The organism is Alcanivorax nanhaiticus, from assembly GCF_000756665.1.
Lineage (GTDB): Bacteria > Pseudomonadota > Gammaproteobacteria > Pseudomonadales > Alcanivoracaceae > Alcanivorax > Alcanivorax nanhaiticus.
The window spans coordinates 45428-71763 of sequence record NZ_ARXV01000011.1; the positions used below are offsets into that span (position 1 = coordinate 45428).

Here is a 26336-nt window from a genome sequence, read left to right on the forward strand (position 1 = left end):
ACTCAGCTGAGATCCTCCACGCTGCGATTTTTTTGCAACCAATGGCAGAACGCGCCAAAGATCAGGACGCTCAGATTGGCCGCAATCATCCCTTCGGTGGCTTGCTCAGGCCGTAACAGCCCAACCACCCAGGGCACCAGAGATATACCCATCAGCAACGTAGCGGTAATCGCGCTGATATAGAGCAATAGAAACGCCCAGGTGCGTTCCGCCAGCAGCGCCAGGGTCGTGATCACCAACAGCAAGGCAAACCCCTGCTGTATCAGCACAGCGCGGTCCGGCGTTTTGGGCAGAGCGGCAAGCAGATGCAAAGTGCCCGGCAGAAAGTGGACAACAAAGACCGCACCCAGCATCAACATCAGCATCCAGCGCAGCACTCTTTCCACGCCGCTGATTTCTTCCTTGTGAAGCTTGTCAGTGGTTTCCATGGCATTCCCTCACGCTGCTGATTCTTCCATGAACCGGCATACCTCCATTTTCATCGAGTCAGGGAGCAATACCAATAGGCAGGGAGTTGCTTATACAAAGCTCCTCCAGGTCCCCGTGCGTGCCGTTTTTGTGGGAGCGGCGGTTCCGCCGCGATGCCGAGCCATGATGGAAAAGCTATTCGCAGTCGAACCTTCCCTGCACCGGCGGAGGATGGGGTTTGGGTTGGCAGTCGAAGTCCGCGTTCACACCTCTGACAAACCTACCTCCCATCAATCCGCGATGAGCCAAAAAAAAACGGCCCCCTTGCGGGAGCCGTTTTTCACACTAACCGAAGGTTAGATCGAGAAATTTAGTTGTTCTCGAACTGACCCATGGTGTTGTGCTTACCACCAGCTTTCAGAGCAGCTTCACCAGAGAAGTACTCTTTGTGGTCATCACCGATGTTGGAACCGGCCATGTCCTGGTGCTTCACGGTAGCGATACCGCGACGGATTTCCTGACGCTGAACACCAGCGGCGTAGGCCAGCATGCCTTCTTCGCCGAAGTAGCCTTCTACCAGCTGGTCGGTGGACAGAGCAGCGGTGTGGTAGGTTGGCAGAGTGATCAGGTGGTGGAATACACCAGCTTCACGAGCAGCGTCACGCTGGAAGTTCTGGCACCACTTGTCAGCTTCAGCAGCCAGCTCGGAGTTGTCGTAGTCGGCGCTCATCAGACGGGCACGGTCGTAACCGGATACGTCTTTGCCTTCTTTCTCCCACGCATCGAATACCTGCTGACGGAAGTTCAGGGTCCAGTTGAAGGACGGGCTGTTGTTGTACACCAGCTTGGCAGTCGGCTCTTGTTCGCGGATGCGATCAACCATGCCTTTGATGTGCTCGATGTTCGGAGTCGGGGTTTCGATCCACAGCAGGTCAGCGCCGTTCTGCAGGCTGGTGACACAGTCCAGAACAACACGGTCGATGTTGGAATCGCGACGGAACTGGAACAGACCAGAAGCCAGTTTGGTCGGCTTGATCAGCTTGCCAGCAGTCTTAACCAGAACGTCACCGTGCTGAACGGTGGACGGATCGGTTACTTCTTCACCTTCCAGGAAGGAGTTATACTGATCAGCCAGGTCGCCTTCCTGAGTGGAAACAGCGATCTGCTTGGTCAGGCCAGCACCTTCAGAGTCGGTACGGGCAACGATCACACCATCGTCAACGCCCAGCTCGAGGAACGCGTAACGTACGGCATTGATCTTGGCCAGGAAGTCGGCGTGAGGAACGGTTACTTTACCGTCCTGGTGGCCACACTGCTTCTCGTCGGAAACCTGGTTTTCGATCTGGATACAGCAAGCACCCGCTTCGATCATTTGCTTGGCCATCAGGTAGGTGGCTTCCGGGTTACCGAAACCAGCATCGATGTCAGCGATGATCGGAACAACGTGAGTTTCGTAGTTGTCGATCTTGTCGATGATTTCAGCTTGCTTGGCAGCGTCGCCAGCTTCTTTGGCATCGTCCAGAGCGCGGTACAGGTGGTTCAGTTCCCAAGCATCAGCTTGCTTCAGGAAGGTGTACAGCTCACGGATCAGGTCAGCAACGGTAGTCTTCTCGTGCATGGACTGATCAGGCAGCGGACCGAACTGGGAGCGCAGAGCAGCAACCATCCAGCCGGACAGGTACAGGTAACGACGCTTGGTGGTGCCGAAGTGCTTCTTGATGGAGATCAGCTTCTGCTGACCGATGAAACCGTGCCAGCAACCCAGAGACTGAGTGTACAGGCTGTTGTCGGCATCATAGGCAGCCATGTCTTCACGCATGGTCTTGGCATTGAATTTTGCGATATCCAGATGCGTGTTGAAACGGTTTTGCAGACGCATGCGAACAGCAGATTCCGGATTGATATCTTTCCAGGTGCTGTTGGCACCAATCACGGAGCTAAGTGCTTCGATATCTTTGGTGTATGACATGGTGAACCTCTGATATAAGAAATTGGTTTATCGATACCGGAGAGGGGCAACCCTGTTCATGTCAGGACATGCCGGCCTACGATGCAGCGCATTCTAGACCTCGCCATCCCATAAACATAATCAATATGATCTATTTTCGGTATTCACGAGGTGAATGCTTTGGTGCGCACGGCATTTCTTCTTCCTGATCCTGGCTGGAGCAAGATACGGGATGCAGAACAAGAGTCTGGGCCCGTCTCTCTCTCCACCGGCAATGACTCCCTGGTCACCGGTTGGTCATCCCGAAGTCTTTGCCAAACTCAGCACGGGTGCAAGCAACAAAACCCCTGCTTCGGTTTCCCTTTTTGTCCCTTGCTGGCCATGAATTTCCTTCAATGACAGTGACCACTGAGACAGCCCGATTTGTTCACTCAAGCGCCGGCATCTTTACACCTCCGACACAGTGACCCCCGGCCCCCTTTGCTACTATGATCTTCTCTGCACAGCGCTCCCTCTCTTTATATGGGTTGGCATGGAGAGTGCATTTCCCTTTTATGACGGTGATCAAACTGCGTCGCTGTGCAGATGGAAAAACGATAAGTGATAAGGAAAAGGATTCTATGAAAGCGCTTAGCCCGGTGGATCAGTTGTTTCTGTGGCTCGAAAAACGCCAGCAACCCATGCATGTAGGCGGCTTGCAATTGTTCCAGTTTCCGGACGACGCCGGCCCCAAGTATGTCAGCGAACTGGCTGAGCAGATGCGCGAATACAGCAGCCCGGTGGCACCGTTCAACCAGAAGCTGACTCGCCGCCTGGGTCAGTATTACTGGACCGAGGACAAACAGTTCGATATCGACCATCACCTGCGTCACGAAGCGCTGCCCAAACCGGGACGTATCCGGGAACTGCTGTCGCTGGTGTCCGCAGAACATTCCAACTTGATGGACCGCGAGCGGCCGCTCTGGGAAGCCCACCTTATTGAAGGCATTCGCGGCCGCCAATTCGCCCTTTACACCAAGATCCACCACTCTGTGGTCGATGGCATTTCCGCCATGCGCCTGGGCATGCGTGCCCTGTCTGCCGATCCGGAAGAGCGCAATCTGCCACCCGTGTGGGCCTATCAGCCAAAAAAGCGTGGTCGCTCCCTGCCCAGTAACCCGGTGGATGTCGCCTCCAGCCTGGCACGCCTGACCGCCGGCATCAGTAAGCAGGCCGCTACCGTGCCGGGGCTGGCCCGGGAGATTTACAAGGTCAGCCAGAAAGCCAAGAAGGATGAAAACTACGTCTCCATCTTCCAGGCCCCGGATACCATTCTGAACAAGAGCATCACCGGCTCACGTCGTTTTGCCGCCCAGAGCTACAGCCTTTCGCGGCTCAAGGTGCTGGCCAAGGCCTTCGGTTGTACGGTGAATACGGTGGTGCTGGCCATGTGCGGCCACGCCCTGCGCGAATACCTGATCAGCCAGCATGCGCTGCCGGATGAACCGCTGATTGCCATGGTGCCCATGAGTCTGCGTCAGGATGACAGCGCCGAGGGCAACCAGATCGGCATGATCCTGGCGAACCTGGGCACGCATATCTGCGATCCGGGCAATCGCATCCGTGTGATTCATAATTCCATTGAAGAAGCCAAACAGCGCTTCGCCCAGATGAGCCCTGAGGAGATCCTCAACTTCACCGCGCTGACCATGGCCCCCACCGGCCTCAACCTGCTCACCGGACTGGCCCCCAAGTGGCGCGCGTTCAATGTTGTCATCTCCAACGTGCCCGGCCCGAAGGAGCCGCTGTACTGGAACGGTGCCCGACTGAAAGGGATGTATCCGGTCTCCATTGCCCTGGACCGCATCGCGCTCAATATCACCCTGACCAGTTATGTGGACCAGCTGGAGTTCGGCCTGATTGCCTGCCGCCGTACCCTGCCGTCCATGCAGCGCTTGCTGGATTATCTGGAACAGTCCATTCGTGAGCTGGAGATTGCCGCGGGGATCAAGTGAGACGCTGGGCAATAAAGAAGCGAGTAACGAGTTTCGAGTGACGAAAACCTGCGGTCAGTGCCACTACTGGGGGGTTTGATTTTCGAAACTCGTTACTCGCAATTGCGGTGATCAAGCCCACCCGCCATCTGGTAGCAGATGCAAGTACCCGGCAACGGCGGAGATCGGCTTTCGCCGATTTCCACCCTACAAAAATCGCAGGTAACGGATGACCTCATCAATCACCCAAATCACCCGTGGCGAACTTGCCTGTTGGCAGGTCCGCCACCGTGGCCAGACACTGGTAATCGCCGAACAGGGTGGCCAGGTGCTGGAGTATCGACAGGATAACGAACCCCCGATTATCTGGCTCAGCGAGCAGGCCGCTTATCAAAAGGGAGCCGGTGTGCGAGGCGGGGTTCCCGTTTGCTGGCCCTGGTTTGGTGGGCTGACTTTCAACCCGGAAGCGGTGCAGCAACAATATGCCTTCAGTGAGCCTCCGGCCCATGGCCTGGTGCGCACCCTGCCCTGGGTGCTGATTGAGCAACACCAGAGCAATGATCGTATTGAGCTGGCATTGCAGCCGGATCCGGCACAACAGCCCGGCGAATTTCCCGATGTACAGCTGACTCTGCGAATCACCCTGGACACCACCTTGAGCATCACTCTGCAGAACCATAACCGCAGTGATAATACCGTGGTCATTTCCCAGGCCCTGCATAGTTACTTCGCCGTCAGCGATAGCCGCCATGTGACCCTGCAAGGGCTCGATCAGAAACCCTATGTGGATGCCATGGATAACTGGCACAGCCACCGGCAAAGCGGCCCGCTCACTTTCCGGGAAGAAACCGACCGGCTCTATCTGCAACTGGACCCGATCCTGCACATTGAGGATCCCGGTTGGCAGCGGCGCATCACTTTGTCGACCTCAGGAAGTCGGTCTGCGGTAGTCTGGAATCCCTGGATCGAAAAAAGCCAACGGCTTAGTCAGTTTGCTGACGATGCCTGGCAATGCATGCTCTGTATCGAGACTGCCAGAGTCCTGGATGACGTGCTTTTCCTGCCTCCGGGCGAGACACACGAGATGTCCGTCAGCTTTGTGACAAACCCGTTATAAGCGCCTGAAAACGGTCAATAAAAAGGGGTGGTGCTCTCTGAAAAAGGGGAGTAGAGTCTTAACTGGCTGCGAATTATGGCCGAGGTTTGTGTTGGTAGTTGCCTTCCCTGCGTGAAGCTGAAGTTGTCTCCGAACACCCCCATCATGGTTTGCAAGCAACACTCTAAGTAATAGATTTTGAGGTATAGATTCACATGGCTACTGGTACTGTGAAGTGGTTCAACGAGTCCAAGGGTTTTGGTTTCATCTCCCAGGACGATGGTGGTGCGGACGTATTCGTTCATTTCAGTGCAATCACTGGCTCAGGCTTCAAAACCCTGGCCGAGGGTCAGAAGGTTTCCTTCGAGATCCAGCAGGGCCCCAAAGGTCCTCAGGCTGCCAACGTAGTTGCTGAATAAGCACTGCTCCGGCACACAAAAAAACCCGCTTCGGCGGGTTTTTTTGTGTCTGGGCACTGCTCGCTCGCAGACCACCTACTCCCCTTCCTGTTTCCCCACGCCCCCCGCCGTAGGAGCGTCGCTCGCGGCGCGATAACCCAACTATCTAAAAGCGATATTTACCACAGAGGGCACAGAGATCACTGAGGAAAAGAAGGGGTTTACTCTGTGAACTCTGTGCCCTCTGTGATGAAACTGCATTTGATCCAGGTCGGGTATCGCGCCGCAAGCGACGCTCCTACGGCGGGGGCAACGGCCTACAAAAAGCCGGGGTTATCGCCCACGGCGTTTTCAGTGTTTGGCGCTTATGCCGATCAGGGTCGTCAAGCATCCTTGAATTTATGCATTCCTTACATGATGGACACAGGCTCCGGCGAGGCCGGGTGTCGATTCGGGGCCAACAATATCTGGTGACCGCCGTTACTCGTAACAGGGCTCCGTGGTTTGAGGAAACGGCGGCGGCGAGGCTGTTATGCCGAAACTTCATCGCTATGGAAAAAATGGGCGCAGGTGAAACCCTGTGTTTTGTTGTTATGCCGGACCATTTTCACTGGCTGCTTTCCCTCTCCGGAAAGTATTCACTGTCGCAAACCGTCGGGATGCTCAAAAGCCAAACCGCAAGGGCCATGGGTCAATCCATCTGGCAACGTGGATTCCACGACCATGCTCTTCGTGAAGAGGAAGATTGCGTACAGATAGCTCGCTATATCGTTGCCAACCCGATTAGGGCCGGGCTTACAACAAACGTTCGGCTTTACCCCTACTGGAATGCCATGTGGCTGTAGCAGCATCAACCATCATAAATAATGGCCGCCCCTGCCGTAGGAGCGTCGCTGGCGGCGCGATTCCAGACCTGGATCAAAAGCAGTTTCACCACAGAGGACACAGAGTTCACTGAGAAAAAACGACGGTTTTAAACTCTGTGTGCTCTGTGCCCTCTGTGGTAAACATCGCTTTTAACGGTTCTGGAATCGCGCCGCCAGCAACGCTCCTACGGCAGGGTGGGCGTTATGGCTGGAACAGGGGTTGTTCGAGGAGCGCCTTGCGCTGACGCCAATCTGGCATGCGCGCATCCATGAGGCCGTGGAAGCCGGGGCCGTGGTCCATGTGTTTGAGGTGACAGAGCTCGTGCATCACCACATAGTCCAAGGCCAGAGGCGGATAATGCAGCAAGGCCATGTTGAGATTGATATAGCCACGGGCGGACAGTGATCCCCAACGGGTACGCATCTTTTTGATGCGCAGTGTGGGGCGAGCAAAACCTTGTGCCGCGAACCAACCGAACTGCCGCTCAATGCTGTCTTCAAACACGCCCTTTGCCTGACGGCGCATCCAGCCTTCCACCGCACTGCGCACCACCATTTCATCTTCCGGCTGTGTGACTCGTACCGACAGGTAACAGCCACTGATCCCGACTCGAGTACGCCCCTCGCTGACATCCAACTGCAGTCTGTCACCACGCCAGGCCAGCACCTCGCCATCCAGCCAGCGTTGCCGTGGGCGGCTGGCCTGGCGCTGCTGCTGATCCGCAATCCACTGGCGGCGGCTGTCCACAAACGTTTGCACCATGCGCACCGGCGCCCGCTGCGGCGCGCGCACCTGTACCGTGCCGTCTTCCAGCACGCGCAGTTCCAGGCTGCGGCGTTTGCTGCGGATGAGTTCGAAATCAGTCATTCAGCGAGACATACCCTGGTATTAATGCAGCGCTTCTGGACTCTTCAAGCCATAAGTCGCTATCAACGCTAATGGAAGCGAGTAACGAGTTTCGAGTCACGAAAACCTGCAGGCAGTGCCATTTGGTGTTTTGGTCTTTCGAAACTCGTTACTCGCAACTCGAAACTTTTTTCAATACGCCAACTATGCTTACGGGCGAAAAACGACTCCACAGTGGAGATGTCATTGGGTGTCCGGCAATTCCTTATCCAACTGCTGCTTCACCGCATCCGCCGGGGATGCGTAGGGTGCCAGCCACTGGTACAACACTGGTATCACGAACAGGGTCAACACGGTGGCGAACAGCAGGCCACCGAGGATCACTACACCAATGGTAAAGCGACTTTCCGCACCTGCGCCGGTGGCCAACACCAGGGGGATGGCACCAAAAATGGTGGACACCCCGGTCATCAGTACCGGACGAAAACGCACGATGGCACCTTCGTAAATCGCGTCCTTGACGCTGCGCCCTTGATCCCGAAGCTGATTGGCAAATTCCACGATCAGGATACCGTTCTTGGCCATCAAACCCAGCAACATGATCATGCCGATCTGGCTGTAGATGTTGAGGCTGTCACCCGTCATGGTCATGGCCACCACCGCACCTGCCAGCGCCAATGGCACAGTTAGCATAATGATCAGGGGGTGGATCCAGCTTTCAAACTGGGCTGCCAGCACCAGGAACACGATGATCAGTGCCAGCGAGAACGTCACCAGAATAGCGGAAGAAGAGCGCTGCAATTCCTCCGCCATGCCCTTGTAACCAATCCTGGCTTCCAGCGGCAAAGTCTCCTGAGCGGTCTTCTCGATGTACGCCATGGCGCTGGCCATGTCATAGCCTTCCGCCAGATTCGCAGACAGGGTAATCGCTGGCAATCGATCCACCCGGCGCAGCTCGGGAGAATCCCCGGTGGTGGTCACTTCCACCACGCTGGAAAACGGTACCAGCTGGCCGCTGCCGCTGCGCAGATAAATTGGCAACACATCTTCTGGTCCCTGACTGGAGCCCTCTTCTGCTTCCAGAATGACATCGTACTCGCGGCCACGGTCCACATAAGTGGATGCCGTCAGGGTGGCGAACATGGCTTGCAAGGTTTCCCCCACATCGGTAGCAGTAATGCCAAGATCGGCGGCACGTTCACGATTAAGCGATACATCCAGTTGCGGCTGGGTCTGTTCAAAGTCCGTATCAATACTGGTCAGACTCGGGTTGTCGCGCATCCCTGCCATCAGGGTTTCGCTCCAGGCCTTGACCAGTTCGTAATCCGGACCCGCCACGACCACTTCCAGGGACTGACCGAACGGGCTTTGCCCCAGGCCCGGCGGATTCACCGGGAAGGCACGCAGGCCAGTCACCTCAGACAAGGGCCCGCGAATGCTGTTGACGATCTCTTGCTGGGTACGATCACGTTGATCCCAGTCCTTCAGACGGACAATGGTAAATGCCCGTTCGGCCACTCCACGAAAACCCACGATCGCGAGCACTCGTTCTGCCTCTCCGTTCTCCACCAATGGCATCAATATCTTTTCCAGCGAGCGGGTATGGTGCTCGCCATATTCGATGGTGGAACCCTGGGGGGCGGTAGCGGGAATAATGAAAACGCCACGGTCTTCTGTGGGAGCCAATTCCTGCGGAAGCTGACGGAACAGCAGTATTGCGATACCACAAAGCACCACACAACCCGCGACCAGCGGCCAGGGTTTACCAAGGGTAGCCTTGAGACCGGCGGCATAGCCCTGGTTCAGGCGAGACAGCCCCCGTTCGAGCCAGTTACCTTTCCCCTCCAGCTCCTTGACGCTGTGCCGATGCAGCCAGCGGGAACACAACATGGGTGCCAAGCTCAGCGCCACGATACTGGAAATAATCACCGCCGATGCCAGGGTAAAACCAAACTCGCCAAACAAACGACCCACGTTACCGGCCATGAAGGAGATAGGAACAAATACCGCTACCAGGGTGAGGGTGGTGGCGACTACCGCAAAGGCCACCTGGCGCGCGCCCAGATAGGCTGCCACCAAACGACTTTCCCCTTCATCGATTCGACGCTGGATATTTTCCAGCATCACGATGGCATCATCGACCACCAGCCCGATGGCAAGAATCAATGCCAGCAGGGTGAGCACATTGATAGAGAAATCCAGTGCGCCGAAACCGATAAAGGCCCCCACCACCGAGACCGGAATGGTCACTGCGGGAATCAGGGTGGCACGCAGATTACCGAGGAACGCAAAGATCACGCCGATCACCAGCGCCACAGAAATTCCCAAAGTAATCAACACCTCACGAATTGAGGCACGAATGAACAGGGATTCATCGTAGTTGATGTCGAGACTGATATCCGCAGGCAGACTTTCACGCACGGCCTCAATTTCATCACGTACCCGGTCAGACACGGCCACGGTGTTTGCCTTGGACTGCCTGACAACGCCCAAACCAATAGCCGTCTGGCCGTTAGCGCGCAGCACGGAGTCATCGTTCTCCACCCCCAGCGTCACCCGGGCCACATCACCAAGACGCAGCAGGTAATCACCACTACGTCGCACCACCAGCTTTTCGAAAGCGGCCACCGTGTCCAGCCGGTTATCCGCACGCACGGTGAATGCCCGCGATTGTGACTCCAGACGCCCGGCGGGCAATTCCACATTATTGCTGCGCAGGGCCTGCTCAATATCCGTCACGGTGATCTGGTTGGCGGCCATGCGCTGACGATCCAGCCACACCCGCATGGCATAGCGTCGCTCACCACCAATAATGACTTCTGATACGCCGTCGAGAACAGCAAAGCGATCCACCAGCGAACGCTCGGCAAAATCGGTAAGCTCCTGGGGCGCCAGGGTGCTACTGGTCAGTGTCACCCAGATGATGGGACGGGCATCGGCATCAGACTTGGCAATTACCGGTGTATCAGCTTCTTCCGGTAACCGGTTCAGCACTCGGGACACCGCATCGCGCACATCATTGGCGGCAATATCCACATCCCGATCCAGAGTGAATTCTGCACTGGTGCGGGCAGAACCCAGGCGGCTTCGGGATTCAATCTTGCGTACCCCTTCCACACCGGCCAAGGCCCCTTCGATGACCTGAACAATCTGGGTATCGATCACCTCTGGCGCGGCACCAGCATAATCCACACTGACCGACACCTCGGGCGGATCAATATCCGGGTATTCCCGCACCGGCAGTTTCATCAGTGCGCTGATGCCAAAAACAACAATCAACAAACTGATGACGGTGGCAAATACAGGCCGCTTGATGGAAACATCCGACAAGATCATGCTGCGGCATCCTGGGCTGCGACGTTCTGGTTCTCCGGAGTGAGCAGGACTCGCTGGCCAGGCAACAACGCCTCTGGATTGTCGATGACATTCACCGGCTGACCGCTGCCCAAGCGGCTGTGTCCATTGACGATCACATCCGGCTGATCACTCAAGCCACTGGTAATTTCCACCCAGCCGTCGCGGCGACCACCCAGAGTAACCGGATGACGCACCGCATTTTGAGCCGCATCAACCGTGAACACGTAACTTTGTGCCCCCTGGGTAATGATGGCCTGTTCCGGCACCAGCAGGGCCGGGCGACGATCCAACTGCACAGTAATACGCAGGAATTGTCCCGGCAGCATGCGATCACCCGGGTTATTCAAACGGGCGCGGGCTGTCAGGCTTCGGCTGTTGCTGTTCACCCGGGAATCGAGATGGCTGATGCCGCCCTGGAAGAGGGTATTCGGAAAAGCATCGTTCCTGGCCAGCACAGGCAGACCGACAGAGAGCCGGGCCAGATAGCGTTCCGGTACCTGGAAATCCACTTCGATGTGCCCCAGATTATCCAGAGTGGTGATGGCATCTCCGGTTTGCAGGTAAGCGCCGCCATCCACCTGACGCAGGCCAACAACACCCGCAAAGGGGGCGCGAATGCGATGATCATGAAGGTTGGCCTGGGCGGCCTCCCGGTTGGCTCGGGCAGACTCCAGAGAGGTACGGAAGGTGTCCACCTCGGATTCTGAAATTGCCCGCTTGGCCACCAGTTGCTGACCACGGCGATAATCATCCAGCGCACGCTGATATTCCGCTTCAGCACGGGCCAGATCGGCACGGGCATTACGATCATCCAGTGATACCAGCAGCTGGCCGCGCTTGACCTCCTGGCCCTGTTGAAAATGAATCTCCGCAACCCGGCCAGGCACCTCCGCCAACACGACTACCGCCTGAGCCGCTCGAGACGTTCCCACCGCTTCCACTTGATCCACCAGATCACGCTCGATACTCGGAGCCAGATTCACTGCTGTAGGCGGACGCTGTCCACGGGGGCCCTCCTGCGGTGCCAACAACCACCAGGCTGCTGCTGCAATCACAACAAGCACCACCAACCCCGTTATCACCCGCCCCATGGAATTCTCCGTATTATTCAAGTTCAGCCGCCTAGTCTAGATGCCAATTATGCAAGCATTGCGTACAGATGGCGTTAGGATGACAGCGGAATATGAAGATAATTCATTTTTATGCTTCCTGCTTCACGCAACAGGCAGCGCTAGATCAGGCAAACCGATCCAGAAACGCCACGCACCCTATTCTTTCGGTTAATGTTGCCAGGATTCGGAGGCTGCTAGGGTGCCTACATTAGTTAATGCAGCCCATAGGGATTTCTTCAGGGAGTGAAGTCGCATGCGCTGGCTATTCAGCCTGTTTCTCATACCAGGTGCGGTATCAGCTGCGCCACCGTTTGAACGCCCGGGGCTCGGCCTCAATCCGGACACTCTGCAGCAACACCGTATTGTTCTCGAACAAGGCCTGCCCGATGCCACTCTGGATCAGCGCAGCAGCCCGGAAATCACCACTCTGGATTTCAACACCTTGCTACGCCTGCAGGTCGTCAGCCGTATGGAAATTCAGGTTGGTATCAACAGCTACCGCTACCAGAAAATCGACTACGCCAATAATGACAATGATCAGGATGGTCTGGGAGACAGTTCCATCGGGGCCAAGTTTGCCCTGTACCGGGGAGAGGTTTTCCGTGCCGCGCTACTGGCAGGCATGTTGATGGATACCGCCAGCGACGGTTTCAGCGATGGTGAAGACGGTAGTTTCATCGCAGTGAGCGGCGGCTGGTGGATGGACGACCGACATCAGCTACAGCTGAGTGTCCGTATGGAGGATGACGGGTCGGAAACTTCCACTACTCTCGTGCCTTCCTGGCATGCCCGCTTGAGTGATCAATGGGCCATCTTTCTCGATGCCGGGTTTACCCATAACCAGGACGATGGAGACGACAACAACCGCGCTGGCGGTGGGATCACCTGGATGATGACGCCCTCGATTCAGCTGGATGCCTATGGTCGCGGCGCCCTGGATAGTGACAGCGTGGATAATGAGGCCGGCCTGGGAATCGCAGTGGCTTTTTGATATGCCTAGCAAACGATCAGGTTATCATGGCACCTTGGCGACGATCTCGCTGTGCCAGATTCCTCCAGGAAAGGCGATACGGCCATAGTTCTGGTTACCGAAGCCCAGGTTGCCAATCAGGGGATCGCCAGCACCATTACCAAAGTTAACGCTTTCACCAATTAACAACTGGTTTTCAATGCTGATTGAGGCACTGCCGTCACTATTCTGATCCCCGGATTTCATTACCACATTCCCCTCCTTCCAACCCAGAGACCCGGATACGTTATACAGGTTGAACGAAGAACCCGGTGCCGATACCTCGGCCAGGGTCAGATAAGAGCTGGGATCAATATCAAAGAATCCTTCAAAGCCAATCGTTGACAGGGTCTGATTTCCAGTTGGCGTCACTACCGTCTGAGCACTTGGGAACATAACGAAACGGTAACGGCTGGCGGCAAGATTAAACTGCCAGAGCGCCACATTGGCGGTGCCGCTACTCAGTTCATTGAGATTGCCCGCCCCGAACAACCCTCGCAGATAATAGCGGGCCAGGGTATCACTGCTCAGCATGATCCCGGTTTGCATGTCGCTGAAAACCGGATCCTGTTCACCAATGCGGATAAACATATCCCGCGTTTGCCAGAGCACATCATTATGCAGAATCCCGACCCCGATGTTGCTACTGGTATCGGCGAACAACAGATGAGAGTTGGTGGCCCAATCCGAGGCGGCGGCAACACGCTCTGCAGGAACAGCACTGTTGGCAGCGGCCCAATAACCCGGTGACTGGGCAACCAGGTTGATGTCCATCTTCAGGCCATCCTGACTGTCGAAAGCCCCGCGCGGATAGATCAGCATGTCCGCATCCAGCTTGCCCAGCGTCAGAATCAGACCGAAGTTGTAATCCTTGCTCCAGCTGGTAGCTGGATTTTCCACACGCATTTTACTGCTGTAGCCATGCAGATGGCTGTTTCGCAACATCAAGGCAAAGGCGGAGTCATCCACCGGAACCCGGGTATCAATAAATTCCCCACCATTGGCCGTACACTGACTCTGGCTGGGCTGCCCTGCCGCAAGGCCATACCCCATGCACAAGCCTGCCGGCCCCACATTGTTCTGCAGCACATCCAAAATCACATCCATGGCCAGCATGGGATCCGCCGGATTCTCGCCTCCCATCTGCTTCCAGTCTGACAACGTCAGTCGGGTCCGGTCACCATCTGCATGACCGAGCACAAGACCGAAATCCGTGTCGTAATCCCATGCGGCCCGGAACAACAATCCTTGCGAACGACTGCTTAGATAATCCCAACCACTGGCCTGATGATAGGACACCCCTCCCGACATGATCTTCATCCGTGCATCCGTCAATCCACCAGTCCAACCCGCATGAATCATCGGGGATCGTCCATCACGATCAAAATCAACCGGGTTTTCCTTGTACATCAGGTCAAAACGAAAATCGGTGAAGGTATGGTCTGCCTGGATCAGAATGCCATCGCTGTTAACGCCAACGATACCCGTCCCGGGTTGGTGGCCCGTCGCAGCTCCCGACGTAAAGCGGTTCGCGAACGCCATATTTCCGAAGCTGAGCTCAGCGGTGCCTGCACCTCCCTGGCGGATGATTAAATCCCCTGTCATGTCAAAATCAAACTGGGCGTAGCCATTGGCATCGGTATTAAAAATACCAGCGTTCACCAGGCTGATAGTGCCTGAAGAGTAAAGCGCCATTTCTCCCAGTGAATGGCTCTGGTAATCCTGATTGCTGGGGGTTTCCAGTGTGAAGCCCCCAATCCGGTATACCCCTGGTTGCCAGGCATAGGTCATGGCCAGCATGGGGACAGCACCATTACTTCCCACATCCAGCGTAAAACGACTTTGCAGTGGGCCTCCGTCACCTTGCCATGACACATCGCGAAAGTGCGTCAGTGCTTCCTGATCTTGAATGCCCTGATCCGTCTGCCAGGCAAGGTTTTCTGCGCTGATCCCCACTGCGCTTTCCAAATCCACAGTGAGGCCATCCTGCCCATTAATCGAAGACAGGGAAGAATCATCCAGCGGCGTTAATGCTTGAGCGCATACCGGCAAGAGCAGTAGCAGCCCGATCCCCCTAGAAGCCATAAATCAGTGTCCTCCCGTCAAATCGGACCTGCATATTGGCGTTCGGGCCAGTGCTATCGCTGATACGGAACGCATTGGCTACGCCCTGGTTCTGCTCCTGCATGAAGCCAAAATCGGAAAGATTGTCCGGGGTGTATGGGTTGCTGGCATCACTGTAGGTGGCGGCGGGATCGTTGGTTTCCACCGTCATGCGCCCCACATTCATGAAGGTTCGCATGTCCAGATATTCGCCCTCCCCCTTACCCGACGGGTAATCCATCTGGATTGCTACCAAACCACTGGGATCACAGTTGGTGATCATGCAGCTACCGTCTTCTCGCTTGAAGCGATCTTCATCGTGATACAGAGTATTAGAGCCGGGCAACACGACTCCTTGAAGGCGAATATCGGTCAGGTTCAGATAGCCGTAATACTCCTTCATCACCAGCCAGTTGGTTTCTTTATCCACAAACTCCATGCCCAGGCGGCAAGGGTTATATGTGCCCGGCGCAGTATTACAGTGAGACAAAGCAACATGATTATCATCGCGGACTTCAATGTTGTTGTGCAGCCGCAGAGAAAGCTGAATCGCCGTTTGCCCAGTGATTTCCCCCAACTCGTAATCGTTCATGGCACGCATGCTGTCAGCGCTGCCCACTGACGCCAGCATCACCACAATCCCATAGACGCCAATCCTGATTATTCTTCTCATTGGCCTCCCCTTAGCAGAAGGTGCTGCTGCCATAGCAGTTCTGGGCACGATGAAAATCCAGTTCCGGATTCACAATCGGGAAGCCCGGTGCATCCAGAAGATCCAGGGCATCACCAATCGACAAATTCCCGAGCTGCATATTGTCGTTATAGACATCCACCAGCTTTGCGCTGGGAGCATTCATCCACCAACCGGTATTGGCTGGCACCGCGTATCCGCTATGGCAACGTGGGGTATCCTGACTGGTGGTAGCGCATGCATCCAACGCCACCCCCATCAATCCTTGCTGAGTAAATTCTGCTGTTGGGCTCATTTTGCTATAACGCGGATAAGCCACTGGCTCACGCTGAAAGGAAAGAAAGAAATCGCTGGTATTTTCAAACGCCAACCCATGAACCGTTCTAGCATCCGCATTAAGTTGGGCATAAACATCGTTCAGACCAATAAACTCCAGAAAGGCAACGATGCCACTGCCATTCAACGTTAGTTCCGCTGCCCTCAGACCAAGGCTCTGCATTCGAGTACCCGCCAGATCCACAAAAATGGAGTCGTTCTGATTGGTGCCACACAGATCTTCCGTGGTGCTGGTTCTTCCGGTACACCCCCAGGCATCCAGTGAGAGCAAAGAAGCGACAGTCGCCTTAACACGCATAGTCAGTGAAAGATCGGTGCCCAAGAAGCCACTTACTGAATTCAATCCCGAGTGACAGCCCACCACCCCTGCTCCGGTAAATGCATCGGGGTTACAGGTATTTCCGAAGCCGCTGTTTTCCTCATTCAGGACACCTTGGTAATAGCGGCGTCCCGTCGCCATAAAGCCATCTACGGTTGCGGCACCAATCTTGATTCCAACGACCTCCCTTAGCGTCGGACTATCATCATTCTTGATGGCAAATTCCATATAAGGGCGATCAAGGATGACCGGACTCTGAGGATCTCCCGGTTGATATCCGTTACGCCCCATCATGCTGACGTAATCGATATCGATATCGCAGCCCGCGTGACCAGACAACAAATCGTTCACCCCACCACATCCCAACTGCAGCTTCGACATGTTCAGATTAAGCTGCATTTCTCCATCCATACCCACCCTGTAAAAATTGAATGGGGTGGAGTACTCATTGGGATTTGCAAGTTCATCACCACGAACCATATCGGCAACAAAAAGCCCCTGTCCGGCAACATCCCGAAGGGCGGATTCATTTAGCTCTTCCATCCCATCATTTCTGAAAGCCAGACTTTCCAGCGGAAACTGAAACAGAAAAAAAAGAAGAAGAACTTTTGTGGGCCTTATCATTTTTTTATTCTTCATAGCCCTATCTTTCACGGTGCACCTGCGCCGTAGCTGGTAAATTTCATATAGTTCATTTGTAGGCCTTCGATGCGGGAATCACCTATATTGACCACATCGGTTCGAATCACCGGAATTCCTTTGGGAACAGCTTCATCGCATGTAAAAACACCAAAAGGCCCACAGCTATATTCTCGATTTTCTGTATATGGTCGACTTGCTACTCCAAAAATCTCTGAGGGATCCTGCTTTCCGTTTACATAAACATGAGCGCCTCCTGCATTGACCGAATAGCTACCTCCATAACCACATCGATAGGGATCTCCAGCAGTTGCGGTACAGCTATCAGACCGGGCGTAGTATCTTCCGTTGGCATTATGAGAACCGTCATACAACGCCCCCAGGCCATTATTCCTGTTTGATGTCACTCCCCTTGGGGTGTATCCCTGAGCGGTGCATCCTTCACCTCCGGGACAGGAAAACTGACTGTTGCCATTGCGAACATCGACAGCAGTTAACAGATAAGCAAAAGCATCAAAATCCCGGCAGTTTTTGCATTTTCTGAAGAACATGCCGTCACTGGTGCTGTTATAGGAATTTCGATTCGGATGAGAAACCGGCGTTGCAGCCCCTATACCATGAACGGAGGGGCAACCAATACCACGACAAGGAGTCCAGTCTCCCCAGCGGGAATAGCCATGGGTGACTTCATAACTTTCTGGCAATTCAATGTCTGCAATCGGGATGTTGTAAGTCGAACTCACATGAGCCTTGTAGGCATCCACGTTTGCACCAGGGGTGTTCTCAAGAATGGCAAGACGGGCAGTAATAAACCCCGGCAAGGTTTGACCGAAAGGGTCACTGGGATCAGATACAGTCTCTGGCACCGCAAACGAATAGAAATGTTTGATAGCATTGTTCAGCGCGCCTGTTGTGGGCAATGCTGGGTCGCGCAAGAACGGAATTTCCAAAATGAAGTTTCCGTCCTGCTGAGGAACCGCATCCAGGGTTAGCGCCTGATAGAAGGGTTGTCCCAGGGCAATAAAGGCATCCACATTCTTGAAATGAAGCCCTTCATCTTCATCAAAAATAACTGGCACACCAACAACATCACTTGCTGACCTGGAATCCTGTCCGGCAGAAAAACGAAAGTCACCGCGCAAGTGACTGTGGTACATGATTGCGAAGGTCTCATTGCCTGGCTGGGTATGCTGAAACATACGGAAGATAGAACCCGCCGCGTTCCCCTGAATGAGCGTCTGGCTTTTCAGAAATTCGCCAGTACCACTCTGCAGATTTTCATTTGGCCCGGTTCTGCCCGCCTCAATCTCTCCCATAAAGGAAAAGTTGTAATAAGGCTGAACCGTCGGGGCGACATATTCATAGACGGTTTTATCCGGCACGTTCGGATCTTCATTCAATGGAGTTCCATCGTAGTGATAACCAAACGGGGAATAGGCGCGCAGTACGTAGGGATTATCAAAAGGGGCGAAATTGACAATCTGACCACCCAAGGGACAGGCCAGACCTGTGCCGCTGCAAGCGGTGCCAAAACTGGTTCCAGACTGGTCCCAGTGAAAGCCTTGATTCGCCCCCGTGCCATCCGCAATGGCGGTAATACTCAATCCATACCAGCGCATATCGGCACGCTGAAAGGTGGTATCCCCAACCGGATTGGAACCCATCTGCTCGTAGTAACTGGTGGGCTTGGTCAGCCAGCGAAAATCTTCAAAACCCAACGCAATACCGGCACCACTGACACCGGACATGGCGTCATCATCCATACGCTCTAATGCCGCCATACCCGTGAGCGGCGATAGCGTCATGGCAGCCAAAGCTGCAAGATGTGCCGTGCGGAGCACGTTACCCATGCGGCGATGTAACGAAGCCATCCCGCGTCTCCCTATACATTTTGATTATTCTTATTCCCTATCTGCTAACAATTGTTCACAGACAGTTCCTATAGATTTTTGTAAGGTCGCGCGGCACGACTGATCAAACAATGATCAGCTTTAAGAATTTTGTATACTCAATTTTATGTTGTTGTTTTATAAAGACGCGGGTCGCGTATGAGGGATGAGCGAAAATGTCAGGAATAAGAATTTTGTGACAATCCGATCGGGTTGCGATGGATAAAAGGGCCAGGAACCGGCTATTTGCCAATACAAAAAGAGGAGAAGATGCGGCCCAGAAGGTCATCAGCGGTAAAGGCACCGGTGATTTCTTCCAGGGCTTTCTGGGCGGCGCGCAGGTCTTCGGCGAGGAGTTCACCAGCGGCATGGCCGTGGAGCTGGGCTTTGCCGTTGTCTAGCGCCTCAAGGGCCTGCTCGAGGGCGGTGATATGACGGCGGCGGGCGGAGAAACGGCTTTGGCCTTCCCCCTGATAGCCGGCCACCGCTTTCAGGTGAGCACGCAGGTCTGACAGCCCTTCCCCGGTGGAGGCTGACAATATATAGGTACCATCATCTGCGGCACCGGGCGGCAGGCCGGACAGGTCTGCCTTGTTGAGGATCACCGTGACCGGCAAATCCAGGTTTTCCAACTGCTGTTGACTCTGCGGTAGTAAGCTGTGGATATCTTGTGGGTCGATAGCGTCTTCCCGGGAATCCACCATGACCAGCAGGCGGTCAGCTTTTTTCATTTCCGCGTAGGCGCGGCGAATCCCCTCCTGTTCCACCACGTCACCACTTTCCCTCAGGCCGGCAGTATCAATCAGGTTGAGGGGCATGCCATCCAGCTGTATGGCTTCGCGCAGCACATCCCGAGTGGTACCGGCAATGTCGGTGACGATGGCCGCATCAAAGCCGGCCAGGGCATTCATCAGGGATGACTTGCCCGCGTTGGGCTTGCCGGCAATCACCAGAGTCATGCCTTCGCGTACCAGGCGCCCCTGGCGAGCCTCATCCAGTACCCGTAGCGCCTGTTGATAAACGGCATCCAGATCACCAGCCACTTTGCCATCGGATAGAAAATCGATTTCCTCTTCAGGGAAATCGATGGCGGCCTCCACATAGATGCGCAGGCCGATCAGCTCTTCCACCAGCTGATTTACCTCACTGGAAAACGCTCCCTGCAGGGAATGCAGGGCCGCCCGGGCAGAGGCTTCGGTGCCGGCATCAATCAGATCGGCAATGGCTTCTGCCTGAGTCAGATCCATCTTGTCATTGAGAAAGGCACGCTGGGAAAACTCGCCGGCAAGTGCCTGACGTGCTCCGGCATCAATACAGGCCTTGACCAGCAGATCCAGGATGACGGGGCCGCCATGGCCCTGCAGTTCCACCACTTCTTCGCCGGTGAACGAGTTCGGTGCCGGAAAGTAGATCGCCAGCCCTTCGTCGATGACCTCACCAGCGCCATCGCGAAAACGAGCGAAGTGCGCCATACGTGGAGTCAGCTCACGATCGCCGCAGAGCGTTTTGGCAATTACCAGCGATGCAGGCCCGGACAAACGCACCACACCTACGCCACCCCGACCGGGGGCGGTAGCGATGGCGACAATAGTGTCCTGACTTGTATTCGACATGGCGAAATTATAAGGATCAGAGGTTGTTGGATACCAGCAAACAAAAAGCCGGTCAGGGACCGGCTTTTCGTCGAACGTCAGACATGAGGCGTTCTGCGTTCCTTCAGCCTTTCTCGATATTGCGGGTAATCACCCACTGCTGGGCAATGGAAAGAATGTTGTTGGTCAGCCAGTACAGTACCAGACCTGCCGGGAACCACAGCATGAAGACAGAGAAGGCTACCGGCATCCACTTCATCACCTGGGCCTGCATGGGATCGGCAGGTGTCGGGTTGAGACGCGTCTGCAGGAACATGGAGGCCCCCATCAGGATGGGCAGCACGAAGTACGGGTCCATCACCGACAGGTCATTGATCCACAGGAAGAACGGCGCCTGGCGCAGCTCCACGGATTCCAGCAGCACGTAGTACAGGGAAATGAATACCGGCATCTGCACCAGCATGGGTAGACAGCCACCCAGCGGGTTGATCTTCTCGCGCTGGAACAGCTTCATGGTTTCCATTTGCGCTTTCTGGCGGTCGTTCTTGTGCTGCTCCTTGATGCGCTGCATCTCGGGAGCCACCTTGCGCATCTTGGCCATGGAACGGTAGCTGGTAGCACTCAGCTTGAAGAAGATGGCCTTGATGATGAAGGTCAACAGGATGATCGCCACACCCCAGTTCACCACGCCGCCACCAATATCGATATCCATGCCGAACACGGACACCTGGCCGCTCTGCAGGAAGACCAGCAAGGCAAAGATCGGCTGGGCGATAAACCATAGCCAGCCATAGTCCACAGTCATATCCAGACCACCACTGATGGCAGCCAGATGATCCTGCTGTTTCGGACCGGCATAAAACTCCGCATAGAGAGCCTTTTCTTCGCCAGCAGGCACGGTCACGGTAGGGCTGACAAAGCGGAGCAGGTACTGATCACGCTTGGGCAAATAGACGCTGGAATAATGATTACGCTGCTGGGCATCGGGCACCCAGGCTGACACGAAGTAATGCTGGAGCATGGCAATCCAGCCACCCTGAACCGTCAGATTCAGGGGTTTTTCCTGCATGTCATCAAAATCGAATTTGTTGTAGGGCTTTTCGGTATCCCAGTAGGCACCGCCCAGATAGGTTGGCATGGGAACCAGCCCCTGGGTGGACGTTCCCGGGTCTTCACTACCGTCGCGTTTGATCTGCCCATAAAGCGCGCCGCTCCAGGGTTGATCACCCTGATTGCGAATGATGTGGCTGACGCGCACCAGATAGCTGCCCTTCTCGAAGGTGTAGCGCTTGATGATCTGTGCACCATTCTCCTGGTTAAGGGTCAGGTCCACATTCAATTCCTGGGCACCGTCAGTCAGCTGATAGCTGTCCTGGGAGGCAGACCACAGCGGCCGGCCAGATGAAGTGTCGGTGCCATTCTTGCCCACCAGCCCGCTCTGAGCCACGTAGGTCATGTCCGCACCCTGCTTCATCAACACGAAGGGCTGATCCGGGGTTTCTACGTGATTTGGGTACTCGGGAAGGGCCAGGCGAACGATATCCCCCCCCCGAGGATCAATTTCCACACGCAGGACATCAGTATTCACCTGCACTTTGCGGGAGGAAGCAGCTGCAGCTGACGCTTCCGTTATCGGGGGCTGAGCCTCAGCTGACGCAGCAGCATCAGGCACCGTACTGTCTTCTGGTTGAGGCTGAGGCAGGTCAGAAAGAGAGTCACTGCTGTCGGCAACCTGTTCAACCGGTGTCGGTGTGGCCGGGTTGGCATAGTCCTGCTGCCAAGCCTGAATCATCAGGTAGGAGACAACGGCAATGCCGGTGATCACGAGCGCGCGCGGGATATCCATAAATGGCTAATCAGTAGCGTGAAAAACGGGCCGCAGTTTCTCAAGCTTGCCGACACTTGGCAAGCAGCTTGTCAAATAGCTGGCCGAGCTGGAGGGTAACCTGAGCAGAATCCGGGTGATCAATACGGCCCCGGACCAGAAGAATAATGTCGAGACCAACCAGTTGATCCTGGCGAACCCGGAACTGTTCCCGGGCGCGTCGCTTGACGCAGGCACGGTCAACAGCACGCTTGGCGCGCTTGCGACCAATCACCAATCCCAGTCGGGGAAGGGGTTGCTCGCTGGGCGTTGCCAACAACAAGAAGACCGCATTGCCCACCTTCCACTTGGGGTGGTCAAAAACGGTTTGATATTGGCTACCGGTAAGAAGTCGGTGTTGGCGGGTAAAGGCCAGGCTGTCGGGCACAGTTACCTCTGCCGGAGGGACGGGTAAAACGGTTGGCTTAGGCAGCCAACCGCTTACGACCCTTGGCACGACGAGCGGCCAGAATCTTGCGACCGTTCTTGGTGGCCATGCGGGCACGGAAACCGTGGGCACGCTTGCGCTTGAGTACGCTGGGCTGGAATGTACGTTTCATGTTCGCTTACCTGTGCTAGTAACAGCATTTCAGAAGGCCGGCAAGTCTAGGGAATAGGTGTTGTTGTGTCAATGGGCAGTGAATGACCTTTTCAGGTAATTGCTGGGTTGGCCTGGTGTGCTCACCGAGGGGGATCGAGCGACAGTGAGTAGCGAGTTTTGAGTTGAGTTGCGAAATGCAAAAGCCACTGCGATGCGGATCCGATGGTTTTGATTTTCGAAACTCGCTGCTCGTAGCTCGCGTCTTTGCTGTTTGCAGCTCGAGCAATGTTCCTGCGAGGGGTTGGCGGCATGCAAATCCCGCATTGGGCTTTCTGAAACCAGACTGTTAATAGAATTAAATTATTTAAGTATTTATTGATTGTATTAGTAGTTATAAGGGGAGCCGTTTTTTGTGGGTAACTCGCTTTTCCTTATTTTTTTCAGTGGCTTGCGTTGTTGGTAACTTGCGTATCGTTGTGTGTAACCCCTGGGGGTGAGTCGGGGATCGCCTGTCATTAAATGTGGGTATAAGTCGTCCACCCAGTTTTCCACCGGGTTGTCCCTGCACTCCCCAACAGGGTTATGGGTATAGTTATCCACAGTAAAAACAGAGAAAAAAAAGCCGGTGAGCCTGTGGATAGATGGAGGATCCAGAGGGTAGAATGGCTGGCTCGATTCGGGTTCACGCCCACATCATTCATTTTTTGAGCAAGGCGGTTTTGTGTCTGAGGAGCTCTGGCAACGCTGTCTGACGCGGCTTGAGGATGAGTTGCCGTCACAGCAGTACAACATGTGGATTCGACCGCTTCAGGTGGCCGCCTCCGCAGATGGCGCAGAGCTGACCCTGTTTGCTCCTAATCGCTTTGTGGTGGACTGGGTGCGCGACAAGTACCTGGAGCGTATCGGTGAGGTGTTAGGCGAAATGCAGGCGGGATCCTTGCCACATTTGCGCCTTGAGGTGGGGTCTTCGAGAGCGGCAGCTGTGCCAGCGGCTTCTGCACCCCAGCCGGTATCAACTCCTGCGGCAAGTCCTGCAGGCCCGATACGAACGCCGGAACCCGCTGAGGTCCGTTCGGCCGCACCCCAGGCCGAGGTGGGTGGAGCCCGCAAGCATCGCAGCAATCTGAATACCGGCTTTACCTTCGCCACCTTTGTCGAGGGGAAATCCAACCGTATGGCCGCCGCCGCCGCTCAGCAAGTTGCCGAGAATCCAGCCAGTCACGGCTACAACCCGCTGCTGCTATATGGCGGTGTTGGCTTGGGGAAGACGCACTTGATGCATGCGGTGGGCAACGAGCTGATCCGTCGTAATCCCAATGCCAAGGTGGTTTACCTGCACAGTGAGCGCTTTGTGGCAGACATGATCTCTGCGCTGCGCAACAAGACGATCAATGAGTTCAAGCGCTTCTACCGAAGTGTGGATGCGTTGCTGATTGATGATATTCAGTTTTTTGCAGGTAAAGAGCAGTCCCAGGAGGAGTTCTTCCATACCTTTAATGCTCTGCTCGAAAATGGTCAGCAAATCATTCTTACCTGTGACAAGTTTCCCAAGGAAGTAGATGGCCTGGAAGAGCGCCTGAAGAGCCGGTTTGGCTGGGGGCTCTCCCAGCCCATGGAGCCGCCGGAACTGGAAACGCGGGTGGCAATTCTCAAGAAGAAAGCCGAAGAGGCGAAGGTGGATTTGCCCAATGATGCCGCCTTCTTTATCGCCCAGCGTATCCGTTCTAATGTACGGGAACTGGAAGGGGCTCTGCGGCGGGTGATTGCCCATGTACGCTTTACCGGCGCACAGATCGATATTGGTTTGATCAAGGAAGCGCTCAAGGATCTGATTGCCTTGCAGGCGCGCCAGATCAGTATCGACAATATCCAGCGAGTGGTAGCCGAGTACTACAAGATCAAGATTAATGACCTGCTCTCGCCGCGAAGGACGCGCTCAGTGGCGCGTCCTCGCCAGGTGGCCATGGCGCTCTCCAAGGAGCTGACCAGTCACAGCCTGCCGGAGATCGGTGAAAATTTTGGTGGCCGGGATCACACTACGGTGTTGCATGCTTGCCGCAAGGTGTTGGAGCTGCGGGAATCCAACCCGGAAATCGAAGAAGACTATCAGAACCTGTTGCGGACACTGACGTCCTGAGCAGGGGGATAACAACGGAAGCCCTGATAACCAGAACGGGAAAGCGCGATGAAATTCTCAATCAATAGAGAACAGCTCCTCAAGCCCTTGCAGCAGGTCGCTGCAGTGGTCGAAAAACGGCAGACCCTGCCGGTGCTGTCCAACGTCCTGCTGGAAGTCGGGGACGGCCAGCTTTCCATGACGGGCACCGACCTTGAGCTGGAGCTGGTGGCGCGTTTGGCGCTGGAAGGTGAGCTGCAGCCGGGTGAGACTACAGTGCCTGCGCGCAAGCTGGTCGATATCGCCAAGAGCCTGCCGGCGGAAGCCGAGATTCGCTTTGAGGTAGACGGTGAGCGTATGTTGGTTCGTTCTGGCCGCAGCCGCTTCACCCTCTCTACTTTGCCCGCATCGGAATTTCCCAGCCAGGATGAAGATGCTACGGGCTCTACCCTCGATATCCAGCCTAACGTGCTGCGAAGCCTGATTGATCGTACGGCTTTCTCCATGGCGCAGCAGGATGTGCGTTACTACCTTAACGGTATGCTGTTCGAGCTGAAGCCGGGGCGCCTGCGTGCTGTGGCGACCGATGGTCACCGTCTGGCACTGTGTGATGCGGAGCTGGAAGCGCCAGTAGAAGAAGCCTCGGTGATTCTGCCACGCAAGGGTGTGATGGAATTGTCCCGTATTCTTGGCGATGCAGGCGAAGCGGCCCGCCTGACCATCGGCCGTAACCATGTGCGCATTGTGGTGGGTGCCATCACCTTCACCTCCAAGCTGGTGGACGGCAAGTTCCCGGAATATGACCGGGTGATCCCCAAGGAAGGCACTCGTCATGTGATTGCCGATCGCGAGACCCTGCGTCAGGCATTGGCTCGGGTGGCCATCCTTTCCAACGAGAAATACCGTGGCGTGCGGGTGCAGTTGGCTGAGGGTAGCCTGCGTATTGTGGCCAACAACCCGGAGCAGGAAGAAGCGGAAGAAGAAGTATCCGTGGATTTCAACGGTCAGCCTTTGGAGATTGGCTTCAACGTGAGCTATCTGCTGGATGTGCTCAACACCATGAACGGCACCCAGGCGGAGCTGGAAATGGGCGACAGCAATAGCAGTGCTCTGGTGTTTGATCCAGAAAGCAAGGCGGCCCTTTATGTGGTCATGCCCATGCGCCTCTGATCACCCATGTTCCAGCAAAAAGCCCGGCTATATGTCGGGCTTTTTTGTGCCTGCACATAAAG

At 55.3% G+C, this 26336-nt stretch carries 20 protein-coding genes; 7 read left to right on the plus strand and 13 right to left on the minus strand.

What is annotated here, in order from left to right:
* Positions 1 to 2: 2 nt before the first annotated feature.
* Both Y5S_RS13260 and Y5S_RS13270 read right to left on the minus strand, forming a co-directional pair.
* A complete protein-coding gene (locus Y5S_RS13260; protein WP_035233607.1) occupies positions 3 to 428 on the minus strand; it encodes a hypothetical protein in 426 nt (141 codons plus the stop codon).
* 350 nt (positions 429 to 778) lie between these two features.
* Positions 779 to 2377: an isocitrate lyase gene (locus Y5S_RS13270; RefSeq protein WP_035233609.1), complete on the minus strand. Its 1599-nt coding sequence runs from the start codon at positions 2375 to 2377 to the stop codon at positions 779 to 781.
* A gap of 599 nt (positions 2378 to 2976) precedes the next feature.
* Between Y5S_RS13270 and Y5S_RS13275 the strand changes: the two genes are divergently transcribed.
* The 4 genes from Y5S_RS13275 (at position 2977) to Y5S_RS13290 (ending at position 6668) form a co-directional block, all read left to right on the plus strand.
* Positions 2977 to 4350, plus strand: a complete 1374-nt coding sequence (locus Y5S_RS13275) for a WS/DGAT/MGAT family O-acyltransferase (RefSeq protein ID WP_035233707.1) — start codon at positions 2977 to 2979, stop codon at positions 4348 to 4350.
* 208 nt (positions 4351 to 4558) lie between these two features.
* On the plus strand, positions 4559 to 5446 hold the full coding sequence (locus Y5S_RS13280) for a D-hexose-6-phosphate mutarotase (protein WP_035233610.1): 888 nt from the start codon (positions 4559 to 4561) through the stop codon (positions 5444 to 5446).
* A 194-nt stretch (positions 5447 to 5640) separates the two neighbouring features.
* Entirely contained in the window at positions 5641 to 5844 is a 204-nt protein-coding gene (gene cspE, locus Y5S_RS13285; protein WP_011590014.1) for a transcription antiterminator/RNA stability regulator CspE, read from the plus strand.
* 422 nt (positions 5845 to 6266) lie between these two features.
* Positions 6267 to 6668: an REP-associated tyrosine transposase gene (locus Y5S_RS13290; RefSeq protein WP_231552691.1), complete on the plus strand. Its 402-nt coding sequence runs from the start codon at positions 6267 to 6269 to the stop codon at positions 6666 to 6668.
* 223 nt (positions 6669 to 6891) lie between these two features.
* On the opposite strand, the gene Y5S_RS13295 is transcribed toward Y5S_RS13290, so the two are convergent.
* From Y5S_RS13295 to Y5S_RS13305, 3 genes are all read right to left on the minus strand, one after another.
* Positions 6892 to 7557, minus strand: a complete 666-nt coding sequence (locus Y5S_RS13295) for a M48 family metallopeptidase (RefSeq protein WP_035233612.1) — start codon at positions 7555 to 7557, stop codon at positions 6892 to 6894.
* A 222-nt stretch (positions 7558 to 7779) separates the two neighbouring features.
* Positions 7780 to 10872: an efflux RND transporter permease subunit gene (locus Y5S_RS13300; RefSeq protein ID WP_035233613.1), complete on the minus strand. Its 3093-nt coding sequence runs from the start codon at positions 10870 to 10872 to the stop codon at positions 7780 to 7782.
* Positions 10869 to 11984, minus strand: a complete 1116-nt coding sequence (locus Y5S_RS13305) for an efflux RND transporter periplasmic adaptor subunit (protein ID WP_052041609.1) — start codon at positions 11982 to 11984, stop codon at positions 10869 to 10871. Before Y5S_RS13305 ends, Y5S_RS13300 begins: the two co-directional genes overlap by 4 nt.
* 274 nt (positions 11985 to 12258) lie before the next feature.
* On the opposite strand from Y5S_RS13305, the gene Y5S_RS13310 reads away from it, so the two are divergent.
* Positions 12259 to 12996 carry a transporter gene (locus tag Y5S_RS13310; protein ID WP_035233614.1) on the plus strand — a complete coding sequence of 246 codons (738 nt, stop codon included), beginning with the start codon at positions 12259 to 12261 and terminating at the stop codon, positions 12994 to 12996.
* A 24-nt stretch (positions 12997 to 13020) separates the two neighbouring features.
* Here Y5S_RS13310 and Y5S_RS13315 read toward each other — a convergent pair whose 3' ends face one another.
* The 8 genes from Y5S_RS13315 to rpmH all read right to left on the minus strand — a co-directional run bounded on the left by Y5S_RS13315 (position 13021) and on the right by rpmH (position 23007).
* Complete coding sequence (locus Y5S_RS13315; RefSeq protein WP_156107769.1) at positions 13021 to 15099, minus strand: DUF6160 family protein; 2079 nt, start codon at positions 15097 to 15099, stop codon at positions 13021 to 13023.
* Positions 15089 to 15790, minus strand: coding sequence for a hypothetical protein (locus Y5S_RS13320; RefSeq protein ID WP_156107771.1), 702 nt, complete (start codon positions 15788 to 15790; stop codon positions 15089 to 15091). The genes Y5S_RS13315 and Y5S_RS13320 overlap by 11 nt, the downstream gene beginning before the upstream one ends.
* Positions 15791 to 15800: 10 nt before the next feature.
* Positions 15801 to 17102, minus strand: coding sequence for a hypothetical protein (locus Y5S_RS13325; RefSeq protein WP_035233619.1), 1302 nt, complete (start codon positions 17100 to 17102; stop codon positions 15801 to 15803).
* A gap of 11 nt (positions 17103 to 17113) precedes the next feature.
* Positions 17114 to 18973 (minus strand): hypothetical protein, encoded by a 1860-nt coding sequence (locus Y5S_RS13330; protein WP_035233621.1) that lies wholly within the window; start codon positions 18971 to 18973, stop codon positions 17114 to 17116.
* A 260-nt stretch (positions 18974 to 19233) separates the two neighbouring features.
* Positions 19234 to 20604 carry a tRNA uridine-5-carboxymethylaminomethyl(34) synthesis GTPase MnmE gene (mnmE, locus tag Y5S_RS13335; protein ID WP_035233623.1) on the minus strand — a complete coding sequence of 457 codons (1371 nt, stop codon included), beginning with the start codon at positions 20602 to 20604 and terminating at the stop codon, positions 19234 to 19236.
* A 103-nt stretch (positions 20605 to 20707) separates the two neighbouring features.
* On the minus strand, positions 20708 to 22429 hold the full coding sequence (yidC, locus tag Y5S_RS13340; protein WP_035233625.1) for a membrane protein insertase YidC: 1722 nt from the start codon (positions 22427 to 22429) through the stop codon (positions 20708 to 20710).
* Between the two features lie 40 nt (positions 22430 to 22469).
* Complete coding sequence (rnpA, locus tag Y5S_RS13345; RefSeq protein WP_035233627.1) at positions 22470 to 22835, minus strand: ribonuclease P protein component; 366 nt, start codon at positions 22833 to 22835, stop codon at positions 22470 to 22472.
* A gap of 37 nt (positions 22836 to 22872) precedes the next feature.
* On the minus strand, positions 22873 to 23007 hold the full coding sequence (gene rpmH / locus Y5S_RS13350; RefSeq protein ID WP_011590025.1) for a 50S ribosomal protein L34: 135 nt from the start codon (positions 23005 to 23007) through the stop codon (positions 22873 to 22875).
* Positions 23008 to 23709: 702 nt separating this feature from the next.
* Here rpmH and dnaA point away from each other — a divergent pair.
* On the plus strand, positions 23710 to 25125 hold the full coding sequence (gene dnaA, locus Y5S_RS13355; RefSeq protein WP_035233631.1) for a chromosomal replication initiator protein DnaA: 1416 nt from the start codon (positions 23710 to 23712) through the stop codon (positions 25123 to 25125).
* A gap of 48 nt (positions 25126 to 25173) precedes the next feature.
* Positions 25174 to 26274: a DNA polymerase III subunit beta gene (gene dnaN / locus Y5S_RS13360; RefSeq protein ID WP_035233633.1), complete on the plus strand. Its 1101-nt coding sequence runs from the start codon at positions 25174 to 25176 to the stop codon at positions 26272 to 26274.
* Positions 26275 to 26336: the final 62 nt, after the last annotated feature.